This window comes from Geobacter sp. AOG1 (assembly GCF_019972315.1).
Taxonomy (GTDB): Bacteria; Desulfobacterota; Desulfuromonadia; order Geobacterales; family Geobacteraceae; genus Geomobilimonas.
This window is the reverse complement of the sequence record NZ_BLIZ01000001.1, coordinates 2,116,694-2,142,861: the sequence shown is the minus strand read 5'-3', so window position 1 is coordinate 2,142,861 and position 26,168 is coordinate 2,116,694. Positions and strand designations below refer to the sequence as shown.

Sequence of the window (26,168 nt, the reverse complement as noted above, 5' to 3'; positions counted from 1 at the left end):
GGGTTTCATTCATCGGGGGGAAGTGTAGCATTTTTTCCGGGATTTACTGCAAATTAATTACTGTTTTCGCCTCTGTCAACCTGAGGGGCTACTACAGAGTTCCCCTCCGCTCCAGTTCCGCCAGCACCGCCAGCACCACCACCTGCACTGCGGGAACGGCAGGAAGGGTGGCGGCGATACCCGCCAGGTACCCCTGCTCTCGGGCCAGCCGGAAGGACGCGGGGAAGTTCAGGTCATGCACCCACGAGAGCTGGAGGAGCTTGAAGTCGTTGAGGGTGGCGAGCTGGCTCAAGTTCACCATCTTCCCTTCCCGCAGGCAGGCCAGCACGTCGGGCGAGCAGGCGGGGCGGTCGGCAAAGCCGAGGGAGACGGCCGACGCCCGCTCCTCGGCAGGTGCCCGGTAGTAGTCGAGGAAGACTCGCCAGATGTCCAGCTTGTCCGCATCCCGGATGAGGCGCACATAGAGACCAGTCGTGCTATCTAGGTCCGCGGGGAGGATAAAGGCGTTGTGGAGGGCAACTGCACGGACGATGAGGGACTGCTCCGCCGTGGGAAGACGGTCCAGGACCCGCTCTTCGGCGAGGACCCGTGCTCCCAGGGCGGCATGGTTCACCGAGTCCGCATCCTTGAAGGTGCCGTAACGGCGGTACTGCTCGAACCGCCCCACGTCGTGGAACAGGGCGACCGTCATGGCCAGTCGCCGGCTCCCCTCCTCCAGGCCGAGGCTCTCCACAAGCAGTTCCATGTTGGCGCAGACCCGGCGGGTATGCTCCTCCTTGAGGGCAATGTTGCGCTGGGCTTCCGCATCGTCGACGTAAAAGGTCCGGCAGTAGCGGTCGAACCAGTCGCGCAGTCGGGTCAGGTCGGCGGGTTCCATGGCGATCAGGCGCCCCTCTTCCCCTTCAGGAGCCTTGCCACCCAGGCCACCAGCTTGTGGAGGAGGCTGAACTGGAAGATAGCGGCGAACATGATGAGGGAGACATTAACGAACTGGGTCCAGACGGGGTCCGGAACCACCGCTCCGCCCGCAATGGTTCCGATGGTATGATTCTTGTGGATATACCAGATACTGACGAGAACGCCGACGACGATGCCGGCATAGATGAAAGAGCGCCGGGATGGCCCGGCGGTTTGCGGTGAATCGTTCATTGATATACCAGCCCGTGATTAGGATTCTGTCTGACAAAAAGGGGGCTGCGAGAGCCCCCTATTCTACTTCGATTCGATTACGCGGCGAGACGGATCGGGACTAGTCGTCGAAGTTCCCCGCCGCTCCCTTGTCACCTGCCAGGCTCTTCGCCCGCTCCCGGATCTGGTCCTCGGTCCAGTGGGCCGGATCCTCGATCTGGCTCCCCTTGGGCCCCACGTCGGCGGAATCGGCCTTGAGAATCGCCGCCACGGCCAGGGGTGCGGTATCCTTCGAGTTGAACACCTCAGTGATCATCTTGTAGGCAAAATCCTCCACCCGCTTCGCCATCCGCTCCCGGATTTCTTCAGGCTGCGCCAGCAGCTTGTTCTCGAAGGGGAGGTTCAGGTTCTTGTAATCCCCCTTCTTCCACCCCTTGGACTCGGCAAGAGCGACCATCTCGGCCCATAGCTCCTCGGTCATCCCCTCACCCTTCACCTTGATGAAGTTGCCGTTGGCATCCAGCTGGGCGTTGCCGTAGTCGTTCACTTCCAGCCCCCAGGAGATCATCTGCAGGGCAGTGGCAACGTTTGCCTTGGTGGTCCTGGTCTTGGCGGCGATCTCCCGGAGACGCTCCGAGCTGTTGCCGGAGGTGCCATGCTGGGCACCGCTCACCTTGTAGGGGGTGAGGGCCTTGTGGATGTCGGCGGTGAGTCCAACCTGGATACCGGCGTCGGAGGCTTCGAGGCCATGGGTGGTACCGTTGTTGAGGGCGATCCAGTCGGGGAAGATGCCGTTGGCGTTCAGTCCCTGGATGAGGAACTTTGCCTCCTCCACGGTGGAGAGCCCCTGGTTCCCCTTGATCTCGCCAACTTCGGTCTCCAGTCCGGCCCAGGCGGGGATGTAGGGGTTGAGAGCGAGGTTGGCCAGCAGGTTCTCGTCGTCGGGGAGGTGGGAGGCGTCGATGGCGATGGAGGTGATCCCCGCCTCGAACATGGTCGGTACTTCCACCTTGGCGGCGGCCAGGTCCTTGTCGTTCTTGATGCCGTAGTGGTCGGCGTGGATCGCCACCGGGACGGTTATGGAAAGCTCGTTGCAGATGGCATCGACGATGCGGGCCATGTTCCAGTAGTTCACGGCGCAGTAGGACTTCTGCCCCCCCTCCGACTTGGCGATTTCGATGATCACCGCCGCATTCGCCCGCTGGGCTGCCTTCAGCACCCCACGGATGACGAAGTAGTTGCGGCCGTTGGCGGCCAGCGCCAGGGCGTTACCCTTGGCGAGCATGGCCCGGTCGATCACCTTGCCGCTGACGATGAGGGCCTTGGAATTGGGGAAGAGTTTCCGGATGTTGGCGGGGCGCCCAACCGCCAGAGCCTTGTCGAAATCTGCCATTGCACACTCCTTTTTCAGTATTAGTGAAAATTTTTCGGATAACAAAAAAAACGCATCACCTTATAGCACTTTAACCCTTAAAAATCAAGGGTGAATGCGCGTCCAGGGGGTCAGCTCCCCGTCAGGTCAACGACCCATCTGACGTTCCGGCGAATAAGCCACCGGCGCAGTTCGTCAAGCAGGATCATCCCGACGGCAAAGGGCCAGGCGAGGAAGAACTCGCCCGCCGTCAGGCCGGCATTGCCGAATAGGGTGTGGAGCGGTTCCAGGCCGATAATGGAGACGGCCAGAACCAGTTCGACGGCGATGCCGACGAGGAGCCAGCGGTTGGACAGTATACCCTGATGGAAGAGCGACTGGCGATGGGTCTTTGCCATGAAGGCATTGGCAACTTGGCAGACCACGATGGCGGCAAAGAAGGCGGAGATCCCTTGCAGGTAAAGGGGATTGCCCGGTACCAGCGCATCTCCCCACTGCCAGCCACCGGCATGAAGGACGGTGAAGTACGCATAGAAGCCTGCCGCCGCTTCGATCACTCCGTGCAAGGCATAGGAGGTGAAGAGGAGGCGCCGGTTCACCAGCCGCTCCTTGCGGGAGCGGGGCGGAATCTGCATAATGTCCCGCTCCGCCCGCTCCATCCCGAGCGAGATGGCCGGAAGCATGTCGGTCCCCAGGTCGATTGAGAGGATGAGCATGACCGTGAGAGGCAGGGGGATGCCGAGGAGGAGGAAAGCGAGGTAGGGAGCCACCTCGGGAACCGCGTGGGTGACGGTGTAGGCAATGGATTTCTTCAGGTTGTCGAAGATGGTCCGTCCTTCCCGGATAGCGGGGAGAAGGGTGGCAAAATTGTCGTCCAGAAGCACCATATCCGCCGCTTCCCGGGCCACGTCGGTGCCGGCAAGCCCCATGGCGACGCCGATATCGGCCTGCTTCAGGGCGGGGGCATCGTTCACCCCGTCGCCGGTCACGGCCACCACATCGCCGCGTCGCTGCAGGGCCTGAACGATGCGCAGCTTCTGTTCCGGCGAGGTGCGGGCGAAGATGACCTCCTCCTGCTCCAGCTCCCACTCCAGCATGGCGTCACCCATGGTGCGGAGCTGTTCGCCGGTGATGACGGCCGGCTGGTCCCCCGTGACGATCCCCACCATCCGGCCGATGGCCTCGGCGGTTGTCTGGTAGTCGCCGGTCACCATCACTACCCTGACCCCGGCAGAGCGGATCGCCTTCACCGCTTCCGGCACTTCGGGGCGCGGCGGGTCGAGCATCCCGATGAGTCCGATGAAGACGTATCCCGATGTCGGCAGGTCCTCCTCATGCCAGACCTCACGGGGTTCCACCTCCCGCCAGGCGAGGAGGAGCACCCGCTCACCCTTGCGGGCCAGTTCCTCGTAGGCGGAAAGGTAGGCCCTCCGGTGGTCATCGGACAGGGGGACGGCCGTTCCGTCGATGAGGATGGCATCGCAGAACCCGATGGCGACGTCGGGTGCACCCTTGAGGCACGCCACCTGGCTCCCCTCCACCCGGTTGACGGTCACCATCAGCTTGGTCCTGCCGGTAAACGGTTCCTCGAACAGGCGTGGTGATGCCGCCTGCACCTCACCCACGTCATGGAACCGTGTCACGAACTGCAACAGAGCCACTTCCGTCGGATCGCCAACGTAGGAACCGCCACCCTTCACATGTGCGTTGTTGCAGAGGGTCGCCACCATCAGCAGTTTCTCCAGCTCTTCCCGCTCGAAGGACTTGTCTGCCTCGCTGTGTATGCACTCGTTGAGGAAGAGCCGTTTCACCGCCATCCGGTTCATAGTCAGGGTGCCGGTCTTGTCGGTGCAGATGACCGTGGTGCAGCCGAGGGTCTCCACCGACTCCAGGTTCTTGACGAGCGCCTGGTTGTCCGCCATGCGTCGCGCCGCCAGGGAGAGGCAGAGGGTCACCGTCGGGAGGAGCCCTTCCGGGACGTTGGCGACGATGATGCCGATGGCAAAGATCAGCTTGGCCGGGAGAGGGTTGTCGAGGATAAAGAAGCTGACGAGGAAGACCGCCACCCCCATGACGACGGCAATGGCGGAAATGATCCGGGTGAAGTGGAGGATCTCCCGGCGGATCGGGATTTCCTGTACCGCCACCGACTGGGTGAGATCGGCGGTGCGGCCGATCTGGGTCTTCATGGCGGTAGCGAAGACAATCCCTTTCCCATCTCCCGCCTGGACCGTCGTGCCGGAAAAGACCACGTTGCGGCTCTCCAGCAGGCGCTTGTCGGTGGGATAGGTGGTGCGGAGCTGGGGCTCCGATTCGCCGGTCAGGGAGGAATTATCCACCTTCAGCCCCGCTACCTCTACCAGGCGGGCGTCCGCCGGGACCTGCTCTCCCTCTTCCAGGAGAATCACATCCCCCCTTACCAGCTGGGCAGCGGGTATCTCAGAAAGTATCCCGTCACGCACCACCCGCGCCATCTGGGGGAGCATGTCGCGGAAGCCGGCCATGATCCGCTCGGCCTTGTGCTGCTGGTAGTAGCTGAAGAGACCATTCAGCACCACCACCCCCACCAGCGCCACCCCGATGAAGATGTTCCCCTCGCCGGGACGAAGCCATTCGGCCGTGAAGGAAAAGGCCGCACCTGCCCAGAGGAGAAGGGCGAACAGGTTGGTGAGCTGGCGGAGGAATTTCACCAGTTCCGGCTCTTTCTTCCGCTGCCGGAGGGTATTGGGACCGTCGTGCGCCAGGCGCAGGACAGCCTCCCGGCTGGAAAGTCCGTTTGCCGGGTCGGTGTGGAGCCGGTGGCAGAATTCGGGAAGGGGGACCTGGTGCATGGAATCCTCGCCTTACATGAGCAAAAACAATCTGTTGACGCAGAGGCGCAGAGACGATGTTTTATGTATTTTTTATTTTGAAAGCCATTTGCTCACGCGACGACGCAACGAACGCTACGAAATTCAAATCAATCGCTCGATGTTACGTTGCGTTCGTCGCGTTCGTTGCGTGAAACTGTTTTTTTCACGTATTAATTGTATCCCCCACTCCCCATAAGTCACTAATCTGCCGCTATATCTTCACCTCCCTTGCATTTCCCCTCCCCTCTCCTCTATAATGTACCGACCGTTTCCGGAGGTTCCCCTTGCCCGATACCGTGCCATTTGACGCATCACTGCTGGAAAGCCACCTGGTGGTGGATGTGCGCACTCCGCTGGAGTTCGCCGACGACCATATTCCCGGCGCCATGAACGTGCCGCTCCTTTCCAACGAGGAGCGGGTTGAGATTGGCACCCTCTACAAACAGACCGGCCCTTACGAGGCCCGCCGCCGTGGGCTGGAACTGACCGCCCACCGTTATCCAGCCATGGTTGCTGAAATAGCGGAAGCCGCTGCCGGCCGTCCCATCCTGGTCTACTGCTGGCGGGGGGGACTGCGAAGCAAGACCGTCACGAGCATACTGGATCTGACCGGACACCGGGCGGTCCAGTTGCAGGGGGGATACCGCGCCTTCCGCGACCACGTGGCTGCCTTCTTTACCCCCTACGTCCCCTCTGGCCCGCTGGTGGTCCTCCACGGCATGACCGGCATCGGCAAAACCACCTTTCTCCTCGGCCTGAGGACCGACATCTGGCGTGTCATCGACCTGGAAGGGCTCGCCTGCCACCGGGGTTCCGCCTTCGGCGAACTGGGGCTCACCCAGGACCTGACCCAGAAGCGCTTCGAAACACTCCTCTGGGACGCCCTCAGGCAGGTCCCACAGGGCATGCCGATTATTCTCGAAGGGGAGAGCCGGCGGATCGGCAAGATATCACTCCCCGGCAATTTCTACGAAGTGATGCGGGAAGGGACACTGGTCTGGGGTAACGCCTCCCTGGAAACCCGGGTTGCCCGGCTCATCGACGAGTACGGCAGGCCCGACTACAAAGACGGGATGGGGGCGGCGCTGGACAGGATCAAGAAAAGGCTCGGCGGGGAAAAGTATGCGGAAATCGCCGGCTACCTGGAACGCTGGGAACTGGAGCCGTTCATGGCCGAGCTCATGACCGGCTACTACGACCGGCTCTACTACAAGACCCGGGACTGGACGGAAGATTTCACCCTTTCCCTTGAGGATTTCACTACTGCCGGCGAAGAGCTGGAACGGCAGCTCCGGGAACGGTTCGTAGTATCAGATTGAAACTCAAAATCCCCGGCTGTGGCCGATGGGCCGGTCGGCACTGAGGCTTTCTCGCACATTTCTATCTGTGCATACCCCCTTGCGTAGTACTCACAATCCCGTAACCACTCGGTCTTTTGGATACTCCACCAAAATGCCGAAGGTGATCGTCTTCTTTTCGCCCGGCAGCACAGGCAACTTCCAGCTCAGGGTGCCATCGGGCTTTTGCTCAGCCGGTTGGATGCTCGGCTCATCCAGGGTTACCTTGATCTCGTCATCGCCAGCCATAGGCAGCTGGTCACGAACCGTGATCGTCTGGGGTTCCTTGCGGAAGTTCTGCACCTCGATACGATAGCGATACGCCATGCGGTTCTTGCCGAAGAGCCCCGCCTCCTTGTGGCTCTTGATCTCCTCGCGCTTCACCGTGACCTGGTCGTCGGTGCCGAAGAAGAGGTCGAACTTTTCGCCCGAAGCGACCTTCTTCAGTTGGGAATTGCCGGCGTAGTTCCCCCCGGTGAATATGTTGACCCGGCCGGGAAGCAGGGGATACGGAGCACGATTGACGATCTCGGACCTGAGAAAGACGCTCGGCGACAGCTTTGGCACCGCCAGGAACTCAAGCGTCAGGGGGAGGTTTTCGGTCGCCACGACGTTGCCGTGCCGGGTGCCGTCTGCGGGGATGTCTACTGGCCGGGGAACCTGGAAGGACACGGAGTTCTGCTCCTCGGCCACCTGGGCGGTCAAATACTGCGCGGGCGCTTCGGCGGGCGCAGCCCCGCCGGAATCAAGCGATGGGTCTCTCTTCGCCGCGACCTTCGCGGCCATCAGTCCCTGCCCGACCTCGTATGCGCGGGGTGCTGGCATCGGCGGCGAAGGCCTGTAGAATGAGACGAGCCAGGGGGAAAGCTCGGGAGGCGCTCCCCCCAGTGCCGGTCTGGCGGTGGAAAGAGAAAGGCTCACGTCATGCCAGTCCTCGCCGGTCTGCTGGCGCACCAGCGCCCGAAACACCAGCTCCGCGGATTTGCCGTCAGGCGCCAGACGGGCATCGTACGACGGCTCCCAGCTTGCCTGGGGGGTGATGCTGGTCAGATCTAGGCCCAGCTTTCCTTCCTTGGTGACCTCCAGGCCCACCTCCACGGTCTTGGTTTCCTTTCGCCGGGAACCGATCGCTTCTTCCCGCTCCCGCCGCAGTTTATCGATGCGCTCGTTAAGCTGCCGCTTCTCCTCGTCCAGGTCCCCGCTCTGGTCCTCGACCCGGTTCACACCGGTACCGACAAAAGCCAGCGCCTCGTTCAGCTCGGCCGCCGTCGGCTTCCCCACCGCCAGCTCTTTTGAAATCCGGTCTCCCCAGGCAACCTTGATGGAATCGATAAAATTTTTCTGCGCCGCCAGGGCCGCCTTTTTGGCATCGATGCCGGAAACCTTCCGCTCCATTTCCCGGATTTCCTGCTCCAGCTCCATTGCCCGCTTCTCGGGCACCTGTTCGGCGAAACTCCTCTTTACTTCCACCCCGAGGATCGTCGCCGCGGCGCTCCCTATTCCCGTAACCCGCACCGAGTCATCCTGGATCAGGACGGGCAACCCTTCGAAGGAGACGACGTAGCTCCCCGGCTTGAGGGTGAGTGTGGCATTGCGGGTGGTCATCGCCCGGTCCGGGTAGACGGTGACGGCGGTGATGCGGGGCGCAGCCTGGATACGGGACGGTCCCTCATTAGTTGCAAGTGCCGGAGAAACAATCGCCGGCAGGGCGGAAAACGTTACCGATGCCACTGTGCCGAAGCCGATGATCAGCCTCATCATTGTTCGCGATTTCATTCCGGAGATACCTCCTATCCGTTATTCCAATGGCCTGGTTCTTCACTGCCGAGCTGAGCGTTACGCCTTTACACACTTAGACAGGAAGGACGGAAGAAAAGTTCCCGTGCGGTCTATTTTTTTCTTTTTTACTTAGAATTTCCTTACGTCAGGTATCACGTCCGGATTTGGGGCGTATTTGATTACATATCTGTAGCCGACATTGAATTCCGCCCCGCACAGCGGTCTCGTGCAGCTGATCTCTAGCCTATCTCATTCGCGTCAGATCGGCAGAAGACTCAAGCAGATAGCGCCATTGCACGCCGGACAATCCATGCTACCATAGAACAGTAACCGTGTCATCCCGTCAATCGAACGGCCACAGGGCAGAAAAAGGAGGCACCATGATACCGTTGAACGTGAACGGCAAAACGTACCAGGTCGATGTGGAGCCGGAGGTGCCGCTCCTCTGGGTCATCAGGGAGCAGTTGAAACTGACCGGCACCAAGTTCGGCTGCGGCGAAGGGCTGTGCGGCGCCTGCACGGTCCATGTGGACGGTGAACCTATCCGCTCCTGCATCACACCGGTTGGCGATGTCCGGGGAAAGAAGATCGTCACCATCGAAGGTATCCCTGTCAGACATCCGGTCAAGCAGGCATGGCTTGCCGAGGAGGTCTCCCAGTGCGGGTACTGCCAGCCGGGGCAGGTCATGTCCGCCGTTGCCCTGCTGAAAAAGCACCCCAAACCGACCGATGGCGACATCGACAGCGCCATGTCGGGGAATATCTGCCGCTGCGGGACCTATCCGCGCATCCGCATCGCCATCCACCGGGCCGCCGGGGCAAAAAAGAAAGGGTGAAAACCATGAGCGAGATCATAAAGTTGAGCCGCCGTGACTTCCTCAAGACCGGTGCTGTCCTCGGGGGGGGGCTGGTACTCGGCTGCTATCTGCCGTTCGGCAACTCCGCAGGTGCGGCCGATCCCGCAACCACCTTTGCCCCCAACGCCTTTATCAGGGTCGGCAGCGACGACACCGTCACCCTCATCATCAACAAGTCCGAGATGGGTCAAGGGGTCTACACCTCTCTCCCCATGCTGATCGCCGAGGAACTGGCGTGCGACTGGAAAATGATCCGCATCGAAGCAGCGCCGGTGGACCCGGTTTACAACCATACGGTCTTCGGCCTCCAGGTGACGGGGGGGAGCACCAGCGTCCGGACGGAATGGGAGCGGCTCTCGAAAGCGGGGGCAACGGCCCGGGAGATGCTCGTTGCCGCCGCCGCCAAGCAATGGAAGGTCGATCCGGCTACCTGCAGAGCAGAGAACGGCTTCGTCCTCCACTCCGGCGGCAAAAAGCTCTCCTACGGCCAGCTGGCCGACAGAACGGCAAAACTGCCGGTCCCCAAGGAAGTCCGCCTGAAGGACCCAGCCCGTTACACCATCGTCGGCAAGCCGCGCCATCGACTGGACAGCCCGGCCAAGATCGACGGGACGGCGGTATTCGGCATCGATGCACAGCTGCCGGGGCTCCTGACCGCCATGGTGGCCCGGCCGCCGGTTTTCGGCGGCAAGGTGGCGAGTTTCACGGCGGACAAGGCGAAAAAAGTTCCCGGCGTGGTGGATGTTGTGCAGGTCCCGTCAGGGGTGGCGGTGATCGCCACCGGCTTCTGGCCTGCAAAAAAGGGGCGGGAACTCCTGGAGATCGTCTGGGACGACGGCCCCGAGGGGGGGCTGGCAACGCCGGCTCTCCGGGAACGGTATGCCTCCCTCGCCCAATCCCCCGGTCTCGTCGCCCGAAAAGAGGGTGAGCCGGCCCAGGCCGTGCGGCAGGCAGCCAAACAACTCACCGCCGAATTCGAGACCCCCTTCCTCGCCCACGCCCCCATGGAACCCCTCAACTGCTGCGTCGACCTGAAGAGCGACCGCTGCAATATCTGGACCGGTACCCAGTTCCAGACCGTGGACCGGAACAGCGCGGCAGAGGTGGCCGGGCTCAAGCCGGAACAGGTGCATCTCCACACCACCTTCCTCGGTGGGGGATTCGGTCGCCGGGCCAACCCCGCGTCCGACTTCGTCCGGGAGGCGGTTCACGTTGCGAAAGCGGCCGGAAAGCCCGTCAAGGTCATCTGGACGCGGGACGACGACATGAAGGGGGGATACTACCGCCCCTTCTGGTACGACCGGATCAGTGCCGGCCTCGACGATACGGGGAACCTGACCGCCTGGCAGCACACTATCGTCGGCCAGTCCATCATCGCCGGTACCCCCTTCGAGGCGGCCATGGTGAAAAACGGCATCGACGAGTCGTCCGTGGAAGGGGCGGCGGAGATCCCCTACGCCATTCCCAACCTCCAGGTGGACCTCCACACCACCAAGCTCCTGGTACCCGTTCTCTGGTGGCGTTCCGTCGGCCACTCCCACACCGCCTTCGTGGTGGAGAGCTTTATCGACGAAGCGGCCCACGCCGCCGGGAAAGACCCCTTCGCGTTCCGCCGCGCGCTTTTGGCAAAGCATCCCCGCAACAGGGGGGTGCTGGAGCTGGCAGCCGCTAAGGCGGACTGGGGGAAACCGCTCCCCGCAGGCCACAGCCGTGGGATTGCCGTACACGAGTCCTTCGGCAGCTTCATCGCCCAGGTTGCAGAGGTATCGGTGGACAAGAAGGGGACCATCAAGGTCCACCGGGTGGTCTGCGCCATCGACTGCGGCCGGATCGTGAACCCGGACACCATCAGGGCACAGATGGAATCAGGGATCGTTTTCGGCCTTTCCGCTGCCCTTCATGGCGCCATTACCTTCAAGAACGGCCGGGTGGAGCAGGACAATTTCGATGGCTACCCGGTCGTGCGGATGAACGAATCCCCCACCATCGAGGTACACATCATGCCGAGCACCGAACCGCCGGGAGGAGTCGGTGAACCGGGAGTCCCCCCCATCGCACCGGCCGTCGCCAACGGGGTGTTTGCCGCCACCGGCGTCAGGCTCCGTACCCTCCCCTTTAATACAAAGACCCTTCAGGACGGGATGGGGAAGGGGTAGCCATGACCGACCTGGATATTTACGAAGAACTGATCCGGCTGACACGGGCCGGGACACCCTTTGCCCTCACCACGGTCATCGCCAGCAGCGGTTCGTCCCCCCGCAAGCCGGGGGCGAAGATGCTCGTTCGGGATGACGGCACGACCCTCGGTACCGTGGGGGGGGGACGGGTGGAGGCGGAAACCGTCCAGGCCGCCCTGGCCGCCATGACAACCGGTGTGCCGTTGACCCTGCCGTTCGAACTGACGGAGGAACACGGCTTTGTCTGCGGTGGCGCCCTCCGTGTCTACATCGAGCCCCATGGCAACAGCCGGCGGCTCGTCATGTTCGGCGGAGGGCACGTGGGAAAGGCGGTAACGGAACTGGCGGCGGGGTGCGGCTTCCACGTCACCGTCGTGGACGAGAGGCCGGAAATGGCCAACCGGCAGGCGATCCCCGCGGCGGCAGACATCATATGCGCCACCGCCGATAACGCCTTTGCCACATTGACCGTCACGGAGAAGACGGCCATCGTCATCGCCACCACTGGTCACGACCTGGATTTCCAGGCGGTGCGAGGGGCGCTCCGGACCCGGGCAGGGTTCGTCGGGTTGCTCGGGAGCAAGCGCAAGCGGGAGGTACTGCTGCAAACGCTGGAACGGGAAGGTTTTTCAACGGAGGACCGGGCCCGCGTCGTGACGCCGGTGGGACTTGCCATCGGTGCCGAAACGCCGGCGGAGATCGCCGTCAGCATCGTCGCTCAACTGGTTCAAGAAAGGAGGAGCCATGCAGCCGCAAGTGTCGGCCATACTCCTGGCCGCCGGGATGTCACGGCGGATGGGATGCTGCAAGCAGCTCCTCCCCCTTGACGGGCGGCCGGCCATCGTCCGGAGCGTAGAAAGCCTGCTGGCGGGGGGGGTGGACGAGGTCGTCATGGTGATCAACCCGGCGGGGGAGGAGGTGGCAGCGGCCATCTCCCACCTGCCGGTGACGGTCACCGTGAACGGGGCTTCCGACAGCGACATGGCGGGATCGGTGCGGGTCGGCCTGGCAAAAGTAGCCACAACGACAAGCGGCGTACTCATCGCCCTTGCCGACACCCCGCTGGTAAGGGGAGAGACCTGCCGGTTCCTGCAGGAACAACACCGGCACCACCCGGACGCCATCCTCATCCCTGTCCACCGGGAGCGCAAGGGGCACCCCACCCTCTTCCCCCGGTCGATCCTCGCCACCATCGACCGTCACCCCACCCTGCGTGACGTCATCCAGTCCCATGCCGAGCGGGTGCAACTCTTGAACGTGGACGATCCGTGGGTTGTGGAAGAGATGGACACGCCAGAAGACTACCGGCGGCTGGTCTCCCTCCTCACCCCTTCTGCTTCCTGACCCGGAATTTTTTCACCAGTTCGACGGGATGGTAGGAGAGCTTGGCGCTCCTCAATCCGGGCTCCCCAAGGTCCTGCTCCCGGTTGACGAACAGGCAGTCGGTGAAGAGGAGCCGGTTGAACTCCCGGTCCACCAGTTGTGAGATTCCTTCCAGGAACGGGTCGGACTTTTCGAAGTGGCAGACCGACGTCGTTCCGTTCAGCCGTTCCCCCAACGCAAATGCCTTCACCACCCCCTCAACCAGCACCACCACCCCCGCAAGCCCCAGACTGTCGGCCAGTTCCAGAGCCTCCCGGGTCGCTGCAACTTCCTGGACAACGGACGTGCTCTCCATCTTGCCACGCACCCGGAACCACTCATCCAGAAGCGCCAGCGAGCCAGCCAGATGGTTCCTGCCGTAGAGTTCCACCTCGTGCCCGTACCTGCCCGCAAAGTAGTTCACCCGGTTCTTTTTCTTGTGGAACCGGTTGCCGGCAAGCTCCGCCAACTCCTGGCGGAGATAGAGATAATCGAAATTGTCCCGGTCCTCGACAATCTCCACCCCCTCTCCGGTCAGATGCGCCTCGATGAATGCTCCATCGGCCACCGCCATGGTCAGCCCCCTCTCCAGCAGGAAGTGAAGGGCAGCCCTCCTCTCTCCGGTCAGGGGGGGGAGGAAATACTCTTCACCCCCGTACCCCCGTCCCAGTACCACGAGGGAATCACCCACCATGGTCAGTCGGTAGGCATGGGGAGTACGGAACAGATAGAGATTGGCAAAGGTAAACTCGGAAACCCGGGGCTGGAGCAGGACAAAAAGGTCGTCAAGGATCGTCTTGTCGCCCAGGGCAAGCTCGCGGGCTGCGGGGTAAGAGGGGATGTTCATGGTCGTCTCCTTCGGGAGATAAAAGTATACCAAATCACCCGACGGTAGCTGAATTATTACGCTAATTAATGAGTGAACAACCTGTTTCGTATTTCTGAGACATACCTCACATTAGAAATATCATAAAAACTGTTGTTTTTGCGGCAAGTTAATGGTAAATAGTGTAATTAGTATTAAAATACAGATAACGGTGGACCGGTTACTTCATCTCCCTGCAATATCTAAAACAGTAATGCGGGTCGTAGAATGTTTCACCACATACTCCGGTCGGCTCCCTGAAGGGATCGGCCATGAAGTTCGCAAGGGTAAGGCACCATGAAAAAATGGTTTTCGGCAATGATCATCTTCGTGACAGTCATGTATGGCAGCGCAGATGCCAGGTCATACAGGCCTGTGGCCGGGGGGAGGGGCGCAGAAGGACAGGAACCGGCTCCCCCTGCAGCTGTCCCGCCACCGGCACCTGCCCCCAGCGCACCAGTCCCCTCGCCTTCCCAGCCCGTCCCGGCCGGGCAGGCCGCGGCTCCAGCAGCTCCCGGAGCAAACGACTCGCAGATTTTCGTCTGGAAAGAGGGGAATGTCCTGCGTGCGACGAACAACCTGAGCGACGTCCCTCCCCGGTATTCGAAGCGTGTGGAAAGCGCGGACGGGAACCCGAAGGTGATCAGGATGGTGGCTGACGATGAGAAGCCCCGTCCCACGAAACCCGTAAAGAAGATCCAAAAGAAACCTTCACGGCGTCACGGGCATAAAACCAGCAGATGATGCAGCAGGAGCTCACATGTACGTCTATGTACGGGTAAAATTCACCCTGGCACTCATCCTGTCGGGCCTCTGGACGCTCACCTCCATCTACCTCGCAATCCCCTGGTACGTAGGTCTGTCGGCCCGGATGTACCATCCCCTGCCGGCATTGATCGTGCTAGGGCTCGCCATCATACCGGGATGGGCCATGTCCTTCATGATCTTCTCCCTGCTCCTGGACCGGCGACCCAAGTACGTCGAGAAGCCGTTCGTCGCCCCGCCGCTGACATTGCTCATCGCTGCCTACAACGAAGAGGACAAGATCTTCGATACGCTCATGTCCGTCTGGCTCCAGCAGTACCCGGCACATGTGCGGGTAGTGGTCATCGATGACGGCTCGACGGATCGGACCGCCGAGAAGGTCATGGAGTTCATCCAGCAGCACCCAACAACGGGCAAGTCCTTCGAATTGATCCGCCATCAGGAAAACATGTGCAAGGCCGCCGCCCTCTCCACGGGACTGGAAACGGTGACGACCGAGTTCGTCATCACCATCGACGCGGATTCCTACCTGTACGAGAGGGCAATCGAAAACCTGGCCAGGAACATCGTGCTCGGTCCGAAACAGACGGCTGCTGTGGCAGGAAACGTCCTGGTCCGCAATTCCCGGGAAAACATGATGACCAAGCTCCAGGAATGGGACTATTTCCATGGCATCGCGGTCATCAAGCGGGTGCAGTCCCTGTACCAGGGGACCCTCGTGGCCCAGGGAGCTTTCTCCATCTATCGCACCGCGGCCGTAAAACGCCTCAATGGCTGGCCCCCGAAAATCGGGGAAGACATCGTCCTCACCTGGGGTCTGCGCGACCTGGGATACAGGGTCGGCTATGCCGAAAACGCCTTCTGCTTCACCATGGTCCCGGAGACGTACCGGCAGTTCTTCCGGCAGAGAAAGCGCTGGTCGCGCGGCCTCATCGAGGCATTCAAGTCTTACCCCTCCACCCTGGTCAAGGTAAGGATGAATTCCCCCTTCATCTGGTACAATCTCTTCTTCCCGCTGGTCGACAGTGCCTACCTGCTCTTCTTCCTGCCGGGACTGATCGCCGCGATCTTTTTCCAGAACTATCTCATCGTCGGCATGATGACGGTGCTCCTCCTCCCCCTTGCACTTATTGCCAACGGACTCTTCTACTGGCAGCAGAAAAGGATATTCTCGGAGTACGGACTGAAGGTGAGGATGAATCCCTTCGGGTTTTTTGTCTACCTGCTCGGCTACCAGGCAATCATGGCTCCGGCGACGGTTACGGGATACCTGAGTGAAATCCTGAACATGGCAAAAAAATGGGGGACCAAATAATGAGACTGACAGCACTCTTGACGGCACTGGTACTGACCATGCCCCCCAGCGCCTATGCTTTTGAGCAGCATGACCTGGAGATAAGATCCGAAATTTTCAACGATAATGACGGAACCCACAGCCTGGGGTTAGACCAGGTTTTCCACTGGAAGGACAAAACGACGAAGGTTGGTGTCGGTGCCACCGAAACCGTTATCAACGAATCGGGAGGAAGCAGGTTTTTCGCCGGCGGGTTGTTTGAGGGATACAAAAAGTTGGAAAATGTGGACTTTACGGGGCAATTGAAGCTCATAAAATGGAACGACGAGGTCAAGACTCCCCTCTCCCTCGCTTCATCCCAGACACTGGGGCCATTTCGCCTGGAGGAAAGCGTCGACCATGGCACCATCGACTCGGTAAAGGCGTATGATGCGCGCATAGACTTCTGGTCCGTCGGCGGCTCCCTCGACTGGGAACTGGTGAAGAACTTCACCATTACCGGCGGGTACTGGCGCCGCTGGTCATCCGACGACAACAGCCGCGACCTTTTCGTCGGGAGGGCGGTCTACAGCTTCACCGACAATTTCCACGCCCAGTACCGGTACCGGGCGATCAGGAACAGTGAGAGAGTCCCAGAATATTACAGCCCGCAACACTTCGACCAGCATGCCATCCTCGTAGGGTACGCCGATTCGTTCTTCGACAGGCTGAGACTGAGGATATGGGCAGGCCCCATCTCTCAATACGATAAATACACGACGCATATCGGAGCGCTTGAAGATGTCCGGATTACCTGGAGAATCGACGACCACTGGCTGATCGCCGGCCGAGCCGAGGCGAATCAGGTCGGTTCCGGCTATCAGTACATATATTCCACGCTCGGCTTCACCTACGATTTCTAGCTTATAGCAACACTACCAGCACCACCCCGCCGCCGAACACCACCAGATTGCAGACCGCTGAGATGCCGTGGAGTCTGGAAAACTCCTGCCGTTTCGGATGATCCTTGGGGGTCGTTTCGAACGAAGGGATATCCTTCTTGATTTCAGCCGCCTTCGGTTCGATGTAGAACGCCTGGAAGGCGGTCGCCGCCAGCATCAGCACAATGAGCGCCAGGGCAACGGTGAAGTGCTTTCCCCTCTCCAAGAGAAGGGTCGCAAGCGCCACTGAACCGCAGGCGAGCCCCCACCGGAAATAACCGGGGAAAAGAACGCCTACGATCATCCCCGCCAGGTCACGGGGCTGGCTCTTGAAGAGGATCGGGGTGAGAACGAAGGTAAAGATGGCAACCCCGCCGACCCAGAGGGCAACGGCAAGGCGGTATGTCACGGATATGATCTGCACGCGGTATCTCCTTTTGTTTGGCGGCTACAGGTGGTCAATCACCAGCGACCCCACACATAGTAATACCACTCTTTTCCCAGCTACGATACCTTCGATTAAAATTAGAAAGATTTTTTTTGACTTTGTCTACCAGATTAAGGCATAAAGTAACCACACATCAATAACAACACAATAACAGTTGTGATACACGATAATACTAAACCATCCGCGAGGGTGGGGCGGAAAGCCTACAGGGTCTCAAAGAGACAGCCGGGTTACCGAAAATCGCGCGAGATTCGGACCCGGCTTTTTTGTGTCCGCTATCAAAAGGAGCGTTTTGGAAAAACATGTAGCACGCGCCTGAAAAAGGCGTAAGTATCCTGCCGACTTGCAGTCGTTGCATACTCGGCATGATTCAGCAGGTGGTACACGATAATACTAAACCATCCGTGAGGATGGGGCGGAAAGCCTACAGGGTCTCAAAGAGACAGCCGGGTTGCCGAAATATCACACGATATCGGCCCCGGTTTTTTTGTATGCAGAATCTCCGGGCCTAACCCCAAGCACATGGAGGAAACGTGAAGGAAAGGAAGAGTTCATCACTTCCGCTCACCGATGAAGAGCAGCCGCACGAGGGAACGTATTGTTCCGAACAAACAACAAAAGGAGTAATCATGAAGAATGTCAGGAAAGCGTCAGGGCACTTCTTGTTTGCAGTGGCGCTGGGAGCATCTGCTCTGGTAGTTTCTCAGCTTAAAGAGACGGAGGCAGTGGCGCAATCATCATACTTCACCAGCATGGGCTGCTCCGGCTGCCATACAGCCCCGGCAGTCGCCACCTGCAATGGCTGCCATGCCCACGGTACCCATTCAACGAGCACGAAAAACGACATCAACGTGAAGGGCGTCACCAACGCGACTTCCTATGCACCCGGCGCGACCGTGACGGTGACCATCACCGGCGGCTATCGCACCGGATGGATTGGGGCAATTCTCTACGACCAGAACATGGTAGTGCTGGCAAGGCCTACCGGCAACGCAAGTGACATGGGCTGGGATGCGACCTATCCCGTGACGTTGACCGCGAAGGCGCCGACCACGCCGGGCACCTACACCTGGAAAGTAGGGTGGTATGGCAACCAGTATGATGCGTCAGGGGCCACATTCGGCACCGGTTGGACTCCAGACCCGAACAACCCTGAGCACGGCTATGAAGTCGTGAGCACCAATTCCTTCACCGTTGTCGCCGCAGCTGACACCACCGCTCCGGTCGTCGGCACCTTCACCCTGCCGGCCACCGCCACCAGCCTCACCGTGCCGGTCAGCTCCCTTACCGCTACCGACAACGTAGCCGTAACCGGTTACCTGATCACCACGAGCTCCACCGCCCCGGCTGCTTCCGCCACCGGCTGGACTGCCACCGCACCGGCCAGTGTCACTGCCGTTGCCGGCAGCAACACCTTCTACGCCTGGGCCAAGGATGCGGCAGGTAACGTATCCCTCGCCAAGAGCGCCAGCGTGACCGTCACCCTCCCCGACACCACCGCTCCCGTCGTGAGCGCCTTTACCCTGCCGGCCACTGCCACCAGCCTCACCGTGCCGGTCAGCTCCTTTACCGCTACCGACAACGTTGGGGTTACTGGCTACCTGATCACCACGAGCTCCACCGTCCCGGCTGCTTCCGCCACCGGCTGGACCGCCACAGCACCGACAAGCGTCACCGCCGTTACCGGCAGCAACACCTTCTACGCCTGGGCCAAGGATGCGGCAGGTAACGTATCCCTCGCCAAGAGCGCCAGCGTGACCGTCACCCTCCCCGACACCACCGCTCCCGTGGTGAGTGCCTTCACCCTGCCGGCCACCGCCACCAGCCTCACCGTGCCGGTCAGCTCCCTTACCGCCACTGACAACGTTGGGGTTACCGGCTACCTGATCACCACGAGCTCCACCGCCCCGGCAGCTTCCACCGCAGGCTGGACTGCCACCGCCCCGGCCAGCGTCACCGCCGTTGCCGGCAGCAACACCTTCTACGCCTGGGCCAAGGATGCAGCGGGTAACGTATCCCTCGCCAAAAGCGCCAGCGTGACCGTCACCCTCCCCGACACCACTGCTCCAGTCGTGAGCGCCTTCACCCTGCCGGCCACTTCCACTAGCCTCACCGTGCCGGTCAGCTCCTTTACCGCCACTGACAACGTTGGGGTCACCGGCTACCTGATCACCACGAGCTCCACCGCTCCGGCAGCATCTGTCATCGGCTGGACTGCCACCGCACCGGCCAGCGTCACCGCCGTTGCCGGCAGCAACACCTTCTACGCCTGGGCCAAGGATGCGGCAGGTAACGTATCCCTCGCCAAAAGCGCCAGTGTAAGCGTAACACTACCCCCGGCGGCTGACACCACCGCTCCCGTGGTGAGCGCCTTCACCCTGCCGGCCACTTCCACCAGCCTCACCGTGCCGGTCAGCTCCTTTACCGCCACCGACAACGTTGGGGTCACCGGTTACCTGATCACCACGAGCTCCACCGCTCCGGCAGCATCCGCCACCGGCTGGAGCACCACCGCACCGGCCAGCGTCACCGCCGTTGCCGGCAGCAACACTTTCTACGCCTGGGCTAAGGACGCCGCGGGTAATGTCTCCGCAGCCAAGAGCGCCACGGTAACCATCACGATCACCCAGGCGACTCTCAACCTGACCGTGTCAGCCCTGGCCAACGGTATGTACACCAACAACGGCACCCTGAACATCAGCGGCAGCGCAGTTGATACAGCCGGCATCAAGTCTGTCACCGTCAACGGCCAGCCTGTCACCGTCAATGCCGATGGCTCCTTCAGCTACGCCCTTACCCTCCAGGTCGGAGCCAACACCGTTACGGTCATCGCCACCGACAATGCCGGCACCCAGAAGACCGATACCCGTACCATAACCTTTGACCCGGCCGCACCGGTCCTGACTGTCTCCGCGCCGGCCGACAACAGCACGACCAGCCAGTCGTTCATTACCTTGAACGGCACCATCAACGAAACCTCAACGGTCAGTGTCAGCGTCAACGGCGGCCCACTGCAATCCGCCTCCGTATCCGGCACTACCTACAGCACCACCGTCTACCTGGTGGCAGGCGTCAACACCATTACCATCAACGCCACCGACCTGGCCGGCAACACCACCACCGTAAAGCGGACGGTAACCTACACCGCCGCCACCAATAGCAACCTCTCGCTTGCGGTCACCTACCCCATTCAGGACATCACCACCAAGTACCCGTACCTGGTCCTCAAGGGTAAGGTTGTCGACAGCGAGCACGTAACCGTCACGATTACCATGAACGGCAAGACCTACACCCCCGCGATCGACGATGGCGCATTCACTCAGCGGCTCACCTTCACCACTCCCAAGCTGTATGCCATCACCGTGACCGCCGTGGATGCCGCGGGCAACACCAGCACGGTCGTTCGTAACGTGATCTACCGTCCTGGCTATAACCGCAATGACGATTAAGTTGCACTAGATTAAAAGACGAAAAAGCCACCCGGCAACGGGTGGCTTTTTCATTTGTGGCAACGCAAGGGACCGGGTCAGGAAACACTTTCCAACGCATAGGTATCGATGATCCAGCGCGCTATGCTCCTCCTCCCCGGCAACGACGCCGGCATGGTCTCCCGGCAGAACCAGCGGGCATCCTCCAGCTCCTCCCGGTCCACCACGATCTCCCCACCGGCATAATCCGCCACGAAGCCGGCCATGAGCTGGCTCGGGAACGGCCAGTTCTGGCTCCCGACATACCGCAGGTTGCGAATCAGGATGCCGGTCTCCTCAAGCACCTCCCGATGAACACACTCCTCCAGCGATTCGCCGAAATCGAGAAAACCGGCCACTAGGCTGTAGCGCCCCGCCGGCCACGCACTCTTTCTCCCCAGCAGAAACTCGCCGTTTTTACGCACCAGCACGATAATGCAGGGGTGGATGTGGGGGAAATGCTCGTGTCCGCAGCCGGTGCAGCGCTTCCCCCAGCTGAGAGGAATCCTCTCCAGCGAGCCGCCACAGCGGGAGCAGAGGGCACTGTGCCGGTCCCAGGAGAGGACCTGGTGGGCCAGTCCTCCCAGGGTCAACAGCCGTTCGTCGAGCCGCTCCTCCATGGCGTTGAACGGTTCGGCCACCATGCCGGCCGGAATTTCCACCTTGCGCGACAGCAGCACAGCACGGAGCGGCGCGCCGTACCAGGTACCGAAGCAGATCCCGTCCACCCCTTCCCCGAGCCATTCGGGCCGTCCCCCCTCGAGGAACTGCAATTCACCTTTTTCCTCGACCAACACCAGATAGTTCCCCCGCACCATGACCCAGAGGGACTTACCGTCCGGCACCGCTTCGCCGGGTCTGAGCGACCGAAACCCTTCCCGGATGATGGCACCGTTGAAAGGGAGATTGACCGCCTCCGGATACCGCATACCTGCCTCCTGTCAACATTTCACAAATCAGTGAGTAAGGGGTGTCCCGTGACGCGAATGTACCCGAGTGCCAGCCGAGGCAGGCGAAATGAACCTAAGCCGTACAGCGGCGGAACGAGGGGGCTCTGAGCGTAACGGGGGCCATTACTCACGGGTCAGAATTTCTGTGATAGCATACCGGATTGGTAACTGGACGCAACCCTTTTTGCTCCCGCTTGCCCTTGAATTCCCGCGGCGGCGATGATATGGTACGGGGGTGTGGTAGAGGTGAGAAGAGCGTATTTCTGGAGTCATCTTTGTTTATGAACTAAAACGAGGAACGCGCATGACGAGACGTTTTCCCGCCGAATGGGAAGAGCAGGACGGGGTGCTGCTCGCATGGCCCCACGAATCCACCGACTGGCGACTCCACCTGGACCTGGTGGAGCCGGTGTTCACGGAGATCGTCCGGTCGATCAGCCGCTTCGAGAGGGTGATCCTTGTGGTCCCCGACGAGCTGGAGGTTGAACGACGGTTGGCCGATGCGGGTGCGGAGATGGCCAACGTCCGGCTTTTCCCCGTAGAGAGTAACGACACCTGGGCGCGGGATTTCGGCCCCGTGACGGTGACGGAGAACGGGCAGCCGCTCCTCCTCGACTTCGGTTTCAACGGCTGGGGGCTTAAATTCCCCGCCGACCTGGACAACCTGATCACCGGCCGACTCTGTCAGCTGGGGGCATTCCGGGCAGAGCGGCAGATAGTCGGGCTGATCATGGAAGGGGGAAGCCTGGAGAGCGACGGCAGCGGCACCATTCTGACCACGGCCGAGTGCCTCCTCTCCCCCAACCGCAATCCCCATCTTTCCCGGTTGGAGATAGAGGCGGAGCTGGCACGGAAACTGGGGACCGGCAGGGTCCTCTGGCTGGAGAACGGCTATCTCGCCGGGGACGACACCGACTCCCACGTGGATACCCTGGCACGGCTCTGCCCGGACGATACTATCGTCTACCAGGCGTGCGACGATCCGGCCGACGAACACTACGGAGCGCTCAGCGCCATGGCCGACGAACTTGCGGCCTTCCGCACCAGGGATGGACACCCCTATCGGCTCCTTCCCCTCCCCTGGCCGGAAGCGCGCTTCGACGATGACGGACAGCGGCTCCCCGCAACCTACGCCAACTTCCTCATCATCAACCGGGCTCTGCTCGTTCCGACGTATGGGGACAAGAATGACGGGGCGGCACTCGCCGTAATCCGGTCAGCATTCCCCGACCGGGAGGTCATCGGCATCGACTGCTCGCCCCTCATCCTGCAGCACGGCTCACTGCACTGCGTCACCATGCAACTGCCCAAAGGAGTACTCTCGTGAATAACCTGACTGTCGCCCTTGTCCAGCAGAGCTGCGGCGAGGACAAGGATCTCAACCTGGCCAAGAGCATCGAGAGCATCCGCCAGGCAAGCGCCCTCGGCGCCAAACTGGTGGTGCTCCAGGAACTCCACGCCGGCGTCTACTTCTGCCAGACCGAGGATACCGACCGTTTCGACATGGCGGAACCGATACCCGGACCTACCAGCGACAACCTGGGCGACGTGGCGAAGGAATTCGGGGTGGTCCTCGTCTCCTCCCTCTTCGAGCGGCGCGCACCGGGACTCTATCACAACACCGCCGTGGTCTTCGAGAAGGATGGTACCATCGCCGGCACCTACCGCAAGATGCACATCCCGGACGACCCGGGATTCTACGAAAAGTTCTACTTCACCCCCGGCGACCGAGGATTCACCCCCATCGACACCTCCGTCGGCCGGCTCGGCGTGCTGGTCTGCTGGGACCAGTGGTACCCGGAGGGGGCACGGCTCATGGCGATGGCCGGTGCGGAGCTCCTCATCTACCCCACCGCCATCGGCTGGGACCCCACCGATCCGGACGAGGAGAAGATCCGCCAGAAGGAGGCGTGGATCACCATCCAGCGTGCCCATGCCGTGGCCAACGGCGTTCCGGTGGTGAGCGTCAACCGGGTCGGCTTCGAACCGGACCCGGCTGGGGCAAGTCACGGTATCACCTTCTGGGGGAGCAGTTTCGTGGCGGGATGCCAGGGGGAATTCCTGGCCCAGGCGGCAAACGACCGGGAGGAGTTGCTGGTGGTTGAGATCGACAGGGGGCGGAGCGAGTCGGTGCGCCGTATCTGGCCGTTCCTGCGCGATCGCCGCATCGATGCCTACGGAGATTTGCTGAAGCGTTATCGGGATTAAGGTCGAGAGGTCAAAACATGCCCATCCACGAAAAAGAACTGCTGGACGCTCTCACCAGCACCCGCATTCTCTCCTCCATGATCACCCCGGCGGTGCTCATATCCGCCTGCGGCAGCCTGATCTTTTCCACGTCGGCCCGACTGGGGAGGATATTCGACCGGGTCAACGCATTGAAGGGTGAACTGGAGGGTGTGCTGGCCAATCAGACCTCTTTCCCTGAGGAGCGAATCGCCTTTCTGCACGACCAGTTCCAACTTCAGCGGGTCCGCGCCGGCCTCATCCAGAAGGCAATGGCTGCCCTCTATACCGCCACCGCCCTCTTCGTGGCGGCAAGCCTCGCCATCGCCTTTAACGTGGCGTACGGCACAGCCGACACCGCCTGGATTCCCACGGCCATTGCCCTCATGGGCGGCGTTTTCCTCTTCATCGCAAGCGCCATCCTGCTCTACGAAAGCCGCTTCAACCTGAGGTTCGTCAGCCGACACCTGGACTTCATCCAGTTCCTGCAGGATCAGCACAACCAAAAAAGGCAATAGGCAAGGGGCGTGGGGGAAAACCAGTCCTCCCAGCCTATTGCCGCCTATCAATAATGTGGCGGCGGTTCCTCGTCAGCCGGCTCCCGCACGGTGGACGGTGCCATGCACTGGAGCTGTTGTTTGAGCAACTCAACTTCCGCCGACAGCCGGTCCAACTGCTGTTGCTGCTGGTAAACCACCTCGTTCAGCTGCTGGATGGTATCCTCCTGGTGCATCAGGTGGATTTCCAGATCGGTGATCCTCTGTTCCGTCATCCCGCCCTCCTTTATAACGAGTTGCAATCAAAATGAGTACTAGGCGGCGAGGAAGGGACGACGTAGGCGCACATGAAAGTACGTTGAGGAGTCCCTGACGAAGCCAACAACGTAATCGTTTGATTGCGACTCGGTATCACCCCTTCACACTGATAATGTACTTGAGATAGCGCCCCTCGGGAAATGTCACCGGGTAGGGGAAATCACCCGGCTGGCCGACACAGGCGATGACCCGTAACTCAGCTCCTCCCTTGAGAGCGCCGCGCCGCAGCTCCTTGAGGTAGTCGGAGACCTCCACCTTCTGGTGGTTGGAGGAGGTGATGAGAAGCCCCCCCACTGTCAGGAGCGGCAGGGCGGCGGCCACCAGGTCCGATGTCCCCCCCCGGGTGGTGAAGCGGCTCTTGGCGGTGGTGGAAAAGGAGGGAGGATCCATCAGGATGATGTCGAAGGTTTTCCCCGCCGCGGCAAGCTCTTCGAGCACCCGAAAACAGTCGCCGACGATGAACTCGTGCCGTTTCGGATTGAGGCGGTTGGCGCCGAAATTCTCCCTCCCCCACGCCGTATAGCCGGGAGAGGCGTCCACGCTCGTCACCAGCGTCGCTCCGGCGGCGGCCGCCGCCACGGAAAAGGCGGCGGTATAGGCGAACAGGTTGAGCACCCGCTTCCCCGTGGCCCGGTGCATCAGATCGCGCCGGTTCTCGCGCTGATCGAGGAACAGGCCGGTATTCAGCCCCTGCTCCAGACTCACCAGGAAGGTGAGACCGTTCTCCTGCACCGCAAGGCGAGGAGGAGCCAGATGACCGGCGAGAAGACGACCGTAATCCTTGGAATCACTCTGTGCCTCCAGTTCCCGGGTATTCCGGGGTCGGGTCTTTTCATAGATACCGACGGGGGAGAGCTGCTGCTGGAGGCACTGTACGATCAACGGCAGATGGGGACGCCACCCTTCGCCGTAGAGCTGTACCATCAGGTAATCACCATAGCGGTCCACCGTCAGGCCGGGAAGCCCGTCACCCTCACCGTTGACCAGCCGGTATGCGGTGGTACCGGTCAGCTCCAAATGGTCCCGACGCAGTCGCAGTGCCTGCTCGAGACGCCGGTTCAGCCACCCCCGGTCCAGCTCCATGGTGCCGAACTCAAGCACCCGGGCAACCACCCGCTCGCCGGGGTCGAGGAGAGCCGTGGCCAGCAGGCGTCCCCTGTCATCCACCAATTCCACCAGGGCACCGGCCCGCCCCTTCGGCCACTTTTTCGTCCAGACATCGGCAATGAGCCACGGATGCCCCAATTCCAGCATCCGCACCGATTCCGGTCCGACGGTGCACCGTATCCGTTCTGTCATGAAGTCCTCCGCACCTATAATACGAGGGGGGAAATATTCTCATCGTAGGGGCGGGCCTTGCGTCCGCCCACTCGGGCACCGCTAGGGGTGCCCCTACAGCAGGGTTTGAATTGAACAACAGCTTGAACACCGAAGGCGCTCCCGGAGCGAACGCAGGACAGTTGCACCTGCCTGACGCGCACGATTCTACCCCAACAGGCTCCCGGCTCCAAGGTAAAAACACAGGACAGACGTTCCCATCCTGACGGAAACATG

At 61.2% G+C, this 26,168-nt stretch carries 22 protein-coding genes and 2 riboswitches; of the genes, 11 read left to right on the top strand and 11 right to left on the bottom strand.

The genetic code is table 11. The annotated features are described in order from the left end of the window. Positions 1-91: 91 nt before the first annotated feature. The 4 genes from LDN04_RS09870 to LDN04_RS09855 all read right to left on the bottom strand — a co-directional run bounded on the left by LDN04_RS09870 (position 92) and on the right by LDN04_RS09855 (position 5,331). Positions 92-877 (bottom strand): HD domain-containing protein, encoded by a 786-nt coding sequence (locus LDN04_RS09870; protein ID WP_223909515.1) that lies wholly within the window; start codon positions 875-877, stop codon positions 92-94. A gap of 5 nt (positions 878-882) precedes the next feature. Then, on the bottom strand, positions 883-1,149 hold the full coding sequence (locus LDN04_RS09865) for a hypothetical protein (protein ID WP_223909508.1): 267 nt from the start codon (positions 1,147-1,149) through the stop codon (positions 883-885). 100 nt (positions 1,150-1,249) lie between these two features. Continuing rightward, on the bottom strand, positions 1,250-2,521 hold the full coding sequence (locus LDN04_RS09860) for a class II fructose-bisphosphate aldolase (RefSeq protein ID WP_223909504.1): 1,272 nt from the start codon (positions 2,519-2,521) through the stop codon (positions 1,250-1,252). A gap of 110 nt (positions 2,522-2,631) precedes the next feature. After that, entirely contained in the window at positions 2,632-5,331 is a 2,700-nt protein-coding gene (locus LDN04_RS09855; RefSeq protein WP_223909501.1) for an HAD-IC family P-type ATPase, read from the bottom strand. Positions 5,332-5,636: 305 nt separating this feature from the next. Here LDN04_RS09855 and mnmH point away from each other — a divergent pair, with 305 nt between their 5' ends. Further along, a complete protein-coding gene (gene mnmH / locus LDN04_RS09850) occupies positions 5,637-6,671 on the top strand; it encodes a tRNA 2-selenouridine(34) synthase MnmH (RefSeq protein ID WP_223909498.1) in 1,035 nt (344 codons plus the stop codon). Positions 6,672-6,761: 90 nt separating this feature from the next. On the opposite strand, the gene LDN04_RS09845 is transcribed toward mnmH, so the two are convergent. Beyond that, the gene (locus LDN04_RS09845) at positions 6,762-8,465 is read right to left on the bottom strand and encodes a mucoidy inhibitor MuiA family protein (protein ID WP_223909495.1); all 1,704 of its coding nucleotides are present in this window, start codon (positions 8,463-8,465) and stop codon (positions 6,762-6,764) included. 383 nt (positions 8,466-8,848) lie between these two features. Between LDN04_RS09845 and LDN04_RS09840 the strand changes: the two genes are divergently transcribed. The 4 genes from LDN04_RS09840 to LDN04_RS09825 are packed head-to-tail and all read left to right on the top strand — an operon-like array spanning position 8,849 to position 12,846. Further along, complete coding sequence (locus tag LDN04_RS09840) at positions 8,849-9,304, top strand: (2Fe-2S)-binding protein (RefSeq protein ID WP_223909492.1); 456 nt, start codon at positions 8,849-8,851, stop codon at positions 9,302-9,304. Positions 9,305-9,309: 5 nt separating this feature from the next. Next, positions 9,310-11,481, top strand: a complete 2,172-nt coding sequence (locus LDN04_RS09835) for a xanthine dehydrogenase family protein molybdopterin-binding subunit (protein ID WP_223909480.1) — start codon at positions 9,310-9,312, stop codon at positions 11,479-11,481. A gap of 2 nt (positions 11,482-11,483) precedes the next feature. After that, a complete protein-coding gene (locus tag LDN04_RS09830) occupies positions 11,484-12,329 on the top strand; it encodes an XdhC family protein (protein WP_223909476.1) in 846 nt (281 codons plus the stop codon). Continuing rightward, positions 12,247-12,846 (top strand): NTP transferase domain-containing protein, encoded by a 600-nt coding sequence (locus LDN04_RS09825; protein WP_223909473.1) that lies wholly within the window; start codon positions 12,247-12,249, stop codon positions 12,844-12,846. The genes LDN04_RS09830 and LDN04_RS09825 overlap by 83 nt, the downstream gene beginning before the upstream one ends. Here the strand turns inward: LDN04_RS09825 and LDN04_RS09820 are convergent. Together LDN04_RS09820 and LDN04_RS09815 are read right to left on the bottom strand one after the other, a co-directional pair. After that, positions 12,827-13,711, bottom strand: coding sequence for a DUF2156 domain-containing protein (locus LDN04_RS09820; protein WP_223909470.1), 885 nt, complete (start codon positions 13,709-13,711; stop codon positions 12,827-12,829). The two genes, LDN04_RS09825 and LDN04_RS09820, sit on opposite strands and share 20 nt — an antisense overlap. 251 nt (positions 13,712-13,962) lie before the next feature. Next, a complete protein-coding gene (locus LDN04_RS09815; RefSeq protein ID WP_223909464.1) occupies positions 13,963-14,409 on the bottom strand; it encodes a hypothetical protein in 447 nt (148 codons plus the stop codon). A gap of 80 nt (positions 14,410-14,489) precedes the next feature. Between LDN04_RS09815 and LDN04_RS09810 the strand changes: the two genes are divergently transcribed. Both LDN04_RS09810 and LDN04_RS09805 read left to right on the top strand, forming a co-directional pair. Next, positions 14,490-15,809: a glycosyltransferase family 2 protein gene (locus tag LDN04_RS09810; RefSeq protein WP_223909461.1), complete on the top strand. Its 1,320-nt coding sequence runs from the start codon at positions 14,490-14,492 to the stop codon at positions 15,807-15,809. Further along, complete coding sequence (locus tag LDN04_RS09805; RefSeq protein WP_223909458.1) at positions 15,809-16,690, top strand: hypothetical protein; 882 nt, start codon at positions 15,809-15,811, stop codon at positions 16,688-16,690. Before LDN04_RS09810 ends, LDN04_RS09805 begins: the two co-directional genes overlap by 1 nt. 1 nt (position 16,691) lies before the next feature. Here the strand turns inward: LDN04_RS09805 and LDN04_RS09800 are convergent, their stop codons facing one another. After that, entirely contained in the window at positions 16,692-17,132 is a 441-nt protein-coding gene (locus LDN04_RS09800) for a DUF4149 domain-containing protein (protein WP_223909447.1), read from the bottom strand. Between the two features lie 185 nt (positions 17,133-17,317). Beyond that, positions 17,318-17,394: riboswitch (cyclic di-GMP riboswitch) on the top strand. 144 nt (positions 17,395-17,538) lie between these two features. Beyond that, positions 17,539-17,615, top strand: a riboswitch (cyclic di-GMP riboswitch). A 170-nt stretch (positions 17,616-17,785) separates the two neighbouring features. Here LDN04_RS09800 and LDN04_RS09795 point away from each other — a divergent pair. Then, the gene (locus LDN04_RS09795) at positions 17,786-20,605 is read left to right on the top strand and encodes a hypothetical protein (RefSeq protein WP_223909444.1); all 2,820 of its coding nucleotides are present in this window, start codon (positions 17,786-17,788) and stop codon (positions 20,603-20,605) included. Between the two features lie 77 nt (positions 20,606-20,682). Here LDN04_RS09795 and nudC read toward each other — a convergent pair whose 3' ends face one another. Further along, a complete protein-coding gene (gene nudC / locus LDN04_RS09790; RefSeq protein WP_223909441.1) occupies positions 20,683-21,552 on the bottom strand; it encodes an NAD(+) diphosphatase in 870 nt (289 codons plus the stop codon). Between the two features lie 325 nt (positions 21,553-21,877). Here nudC and LDN04_RS09785 point away from each other — a divergent pair, with 325 nt between their 5' ends. Genes LDN04_RS09785 through LDN04_RS09775 form a run of 3 tightly spaced genes read left to right on the top strand, consistent with a single transcriptional unit; the run spans position 21,878 to position 24,317 of the window. After that, on the top strand, positions 21,878-22,900 hold the full coding sequence (locus LDN04_RS09785; RefSeq protein WP_223909438.1) for an agmatine/peptidylarginine deiminase: 1,023 nt from the start codon (positions 21,878-21,880) through the stop codon (positions 22,898-22,900). After that, positions 22,897-23,781: a carbon-nitrogen hydrolase gene (locus LDN04_RS09780; RefSeq protein ID WP_276572183.1), complete on the top strand. Its 885-nt coding sequence runs from the start codon at positions 22,897-22,899 to the stop codon at positions 23,779-23,781. The genes LDN04_RS09785 and LDN04_RS09780 overlap by 4 nt, the downstream gene beginning before the upstream one ends. A 17-nt stretch (positions 23,782-23,798) precedes the next feature. Continuing rightward, a complete protein-coding gene (locus tag LDN04_RS09775; RefSeq protein WP_223909436.1) occupies positions 23,799-24,317 on the top strand; it encodes a DUF2721 domain-containing protein in 519 nt (172 codons plus the stop codon). A gap of 47 nt (positions 24,318-24,364) precedes the next feature. Here the strand turns inward: LDN04_RS09775 and LDN04_RS09770 are convergent, their stop codons facing one another. Continuing rightward, positions 24,365-24,571, bottom strand: a complete 207-nt coding sequence (locus LDN04_RS09770; RefSeq protein WP_223909433.1) for a SlyX family protein — start codon at positions 24,569-24,571, stop codon at positions 24,365-24,367. A gap of 136 nt (positions 24,572-24,707) precedes the next feature. Then, positions 24,708-25,913, bottom strand: coding sequence for a class I SAM-dependent rRNA methyltransferase (locus LDN04_RS09765; RefSeq protein ID WP_223909430.1), 1,206 nt, complete (start codon positions 25,911-25,913; stop codon positions 24,708-24,710). Positions 25,914-26,168 lie beyond the last annotated feature (255 nt).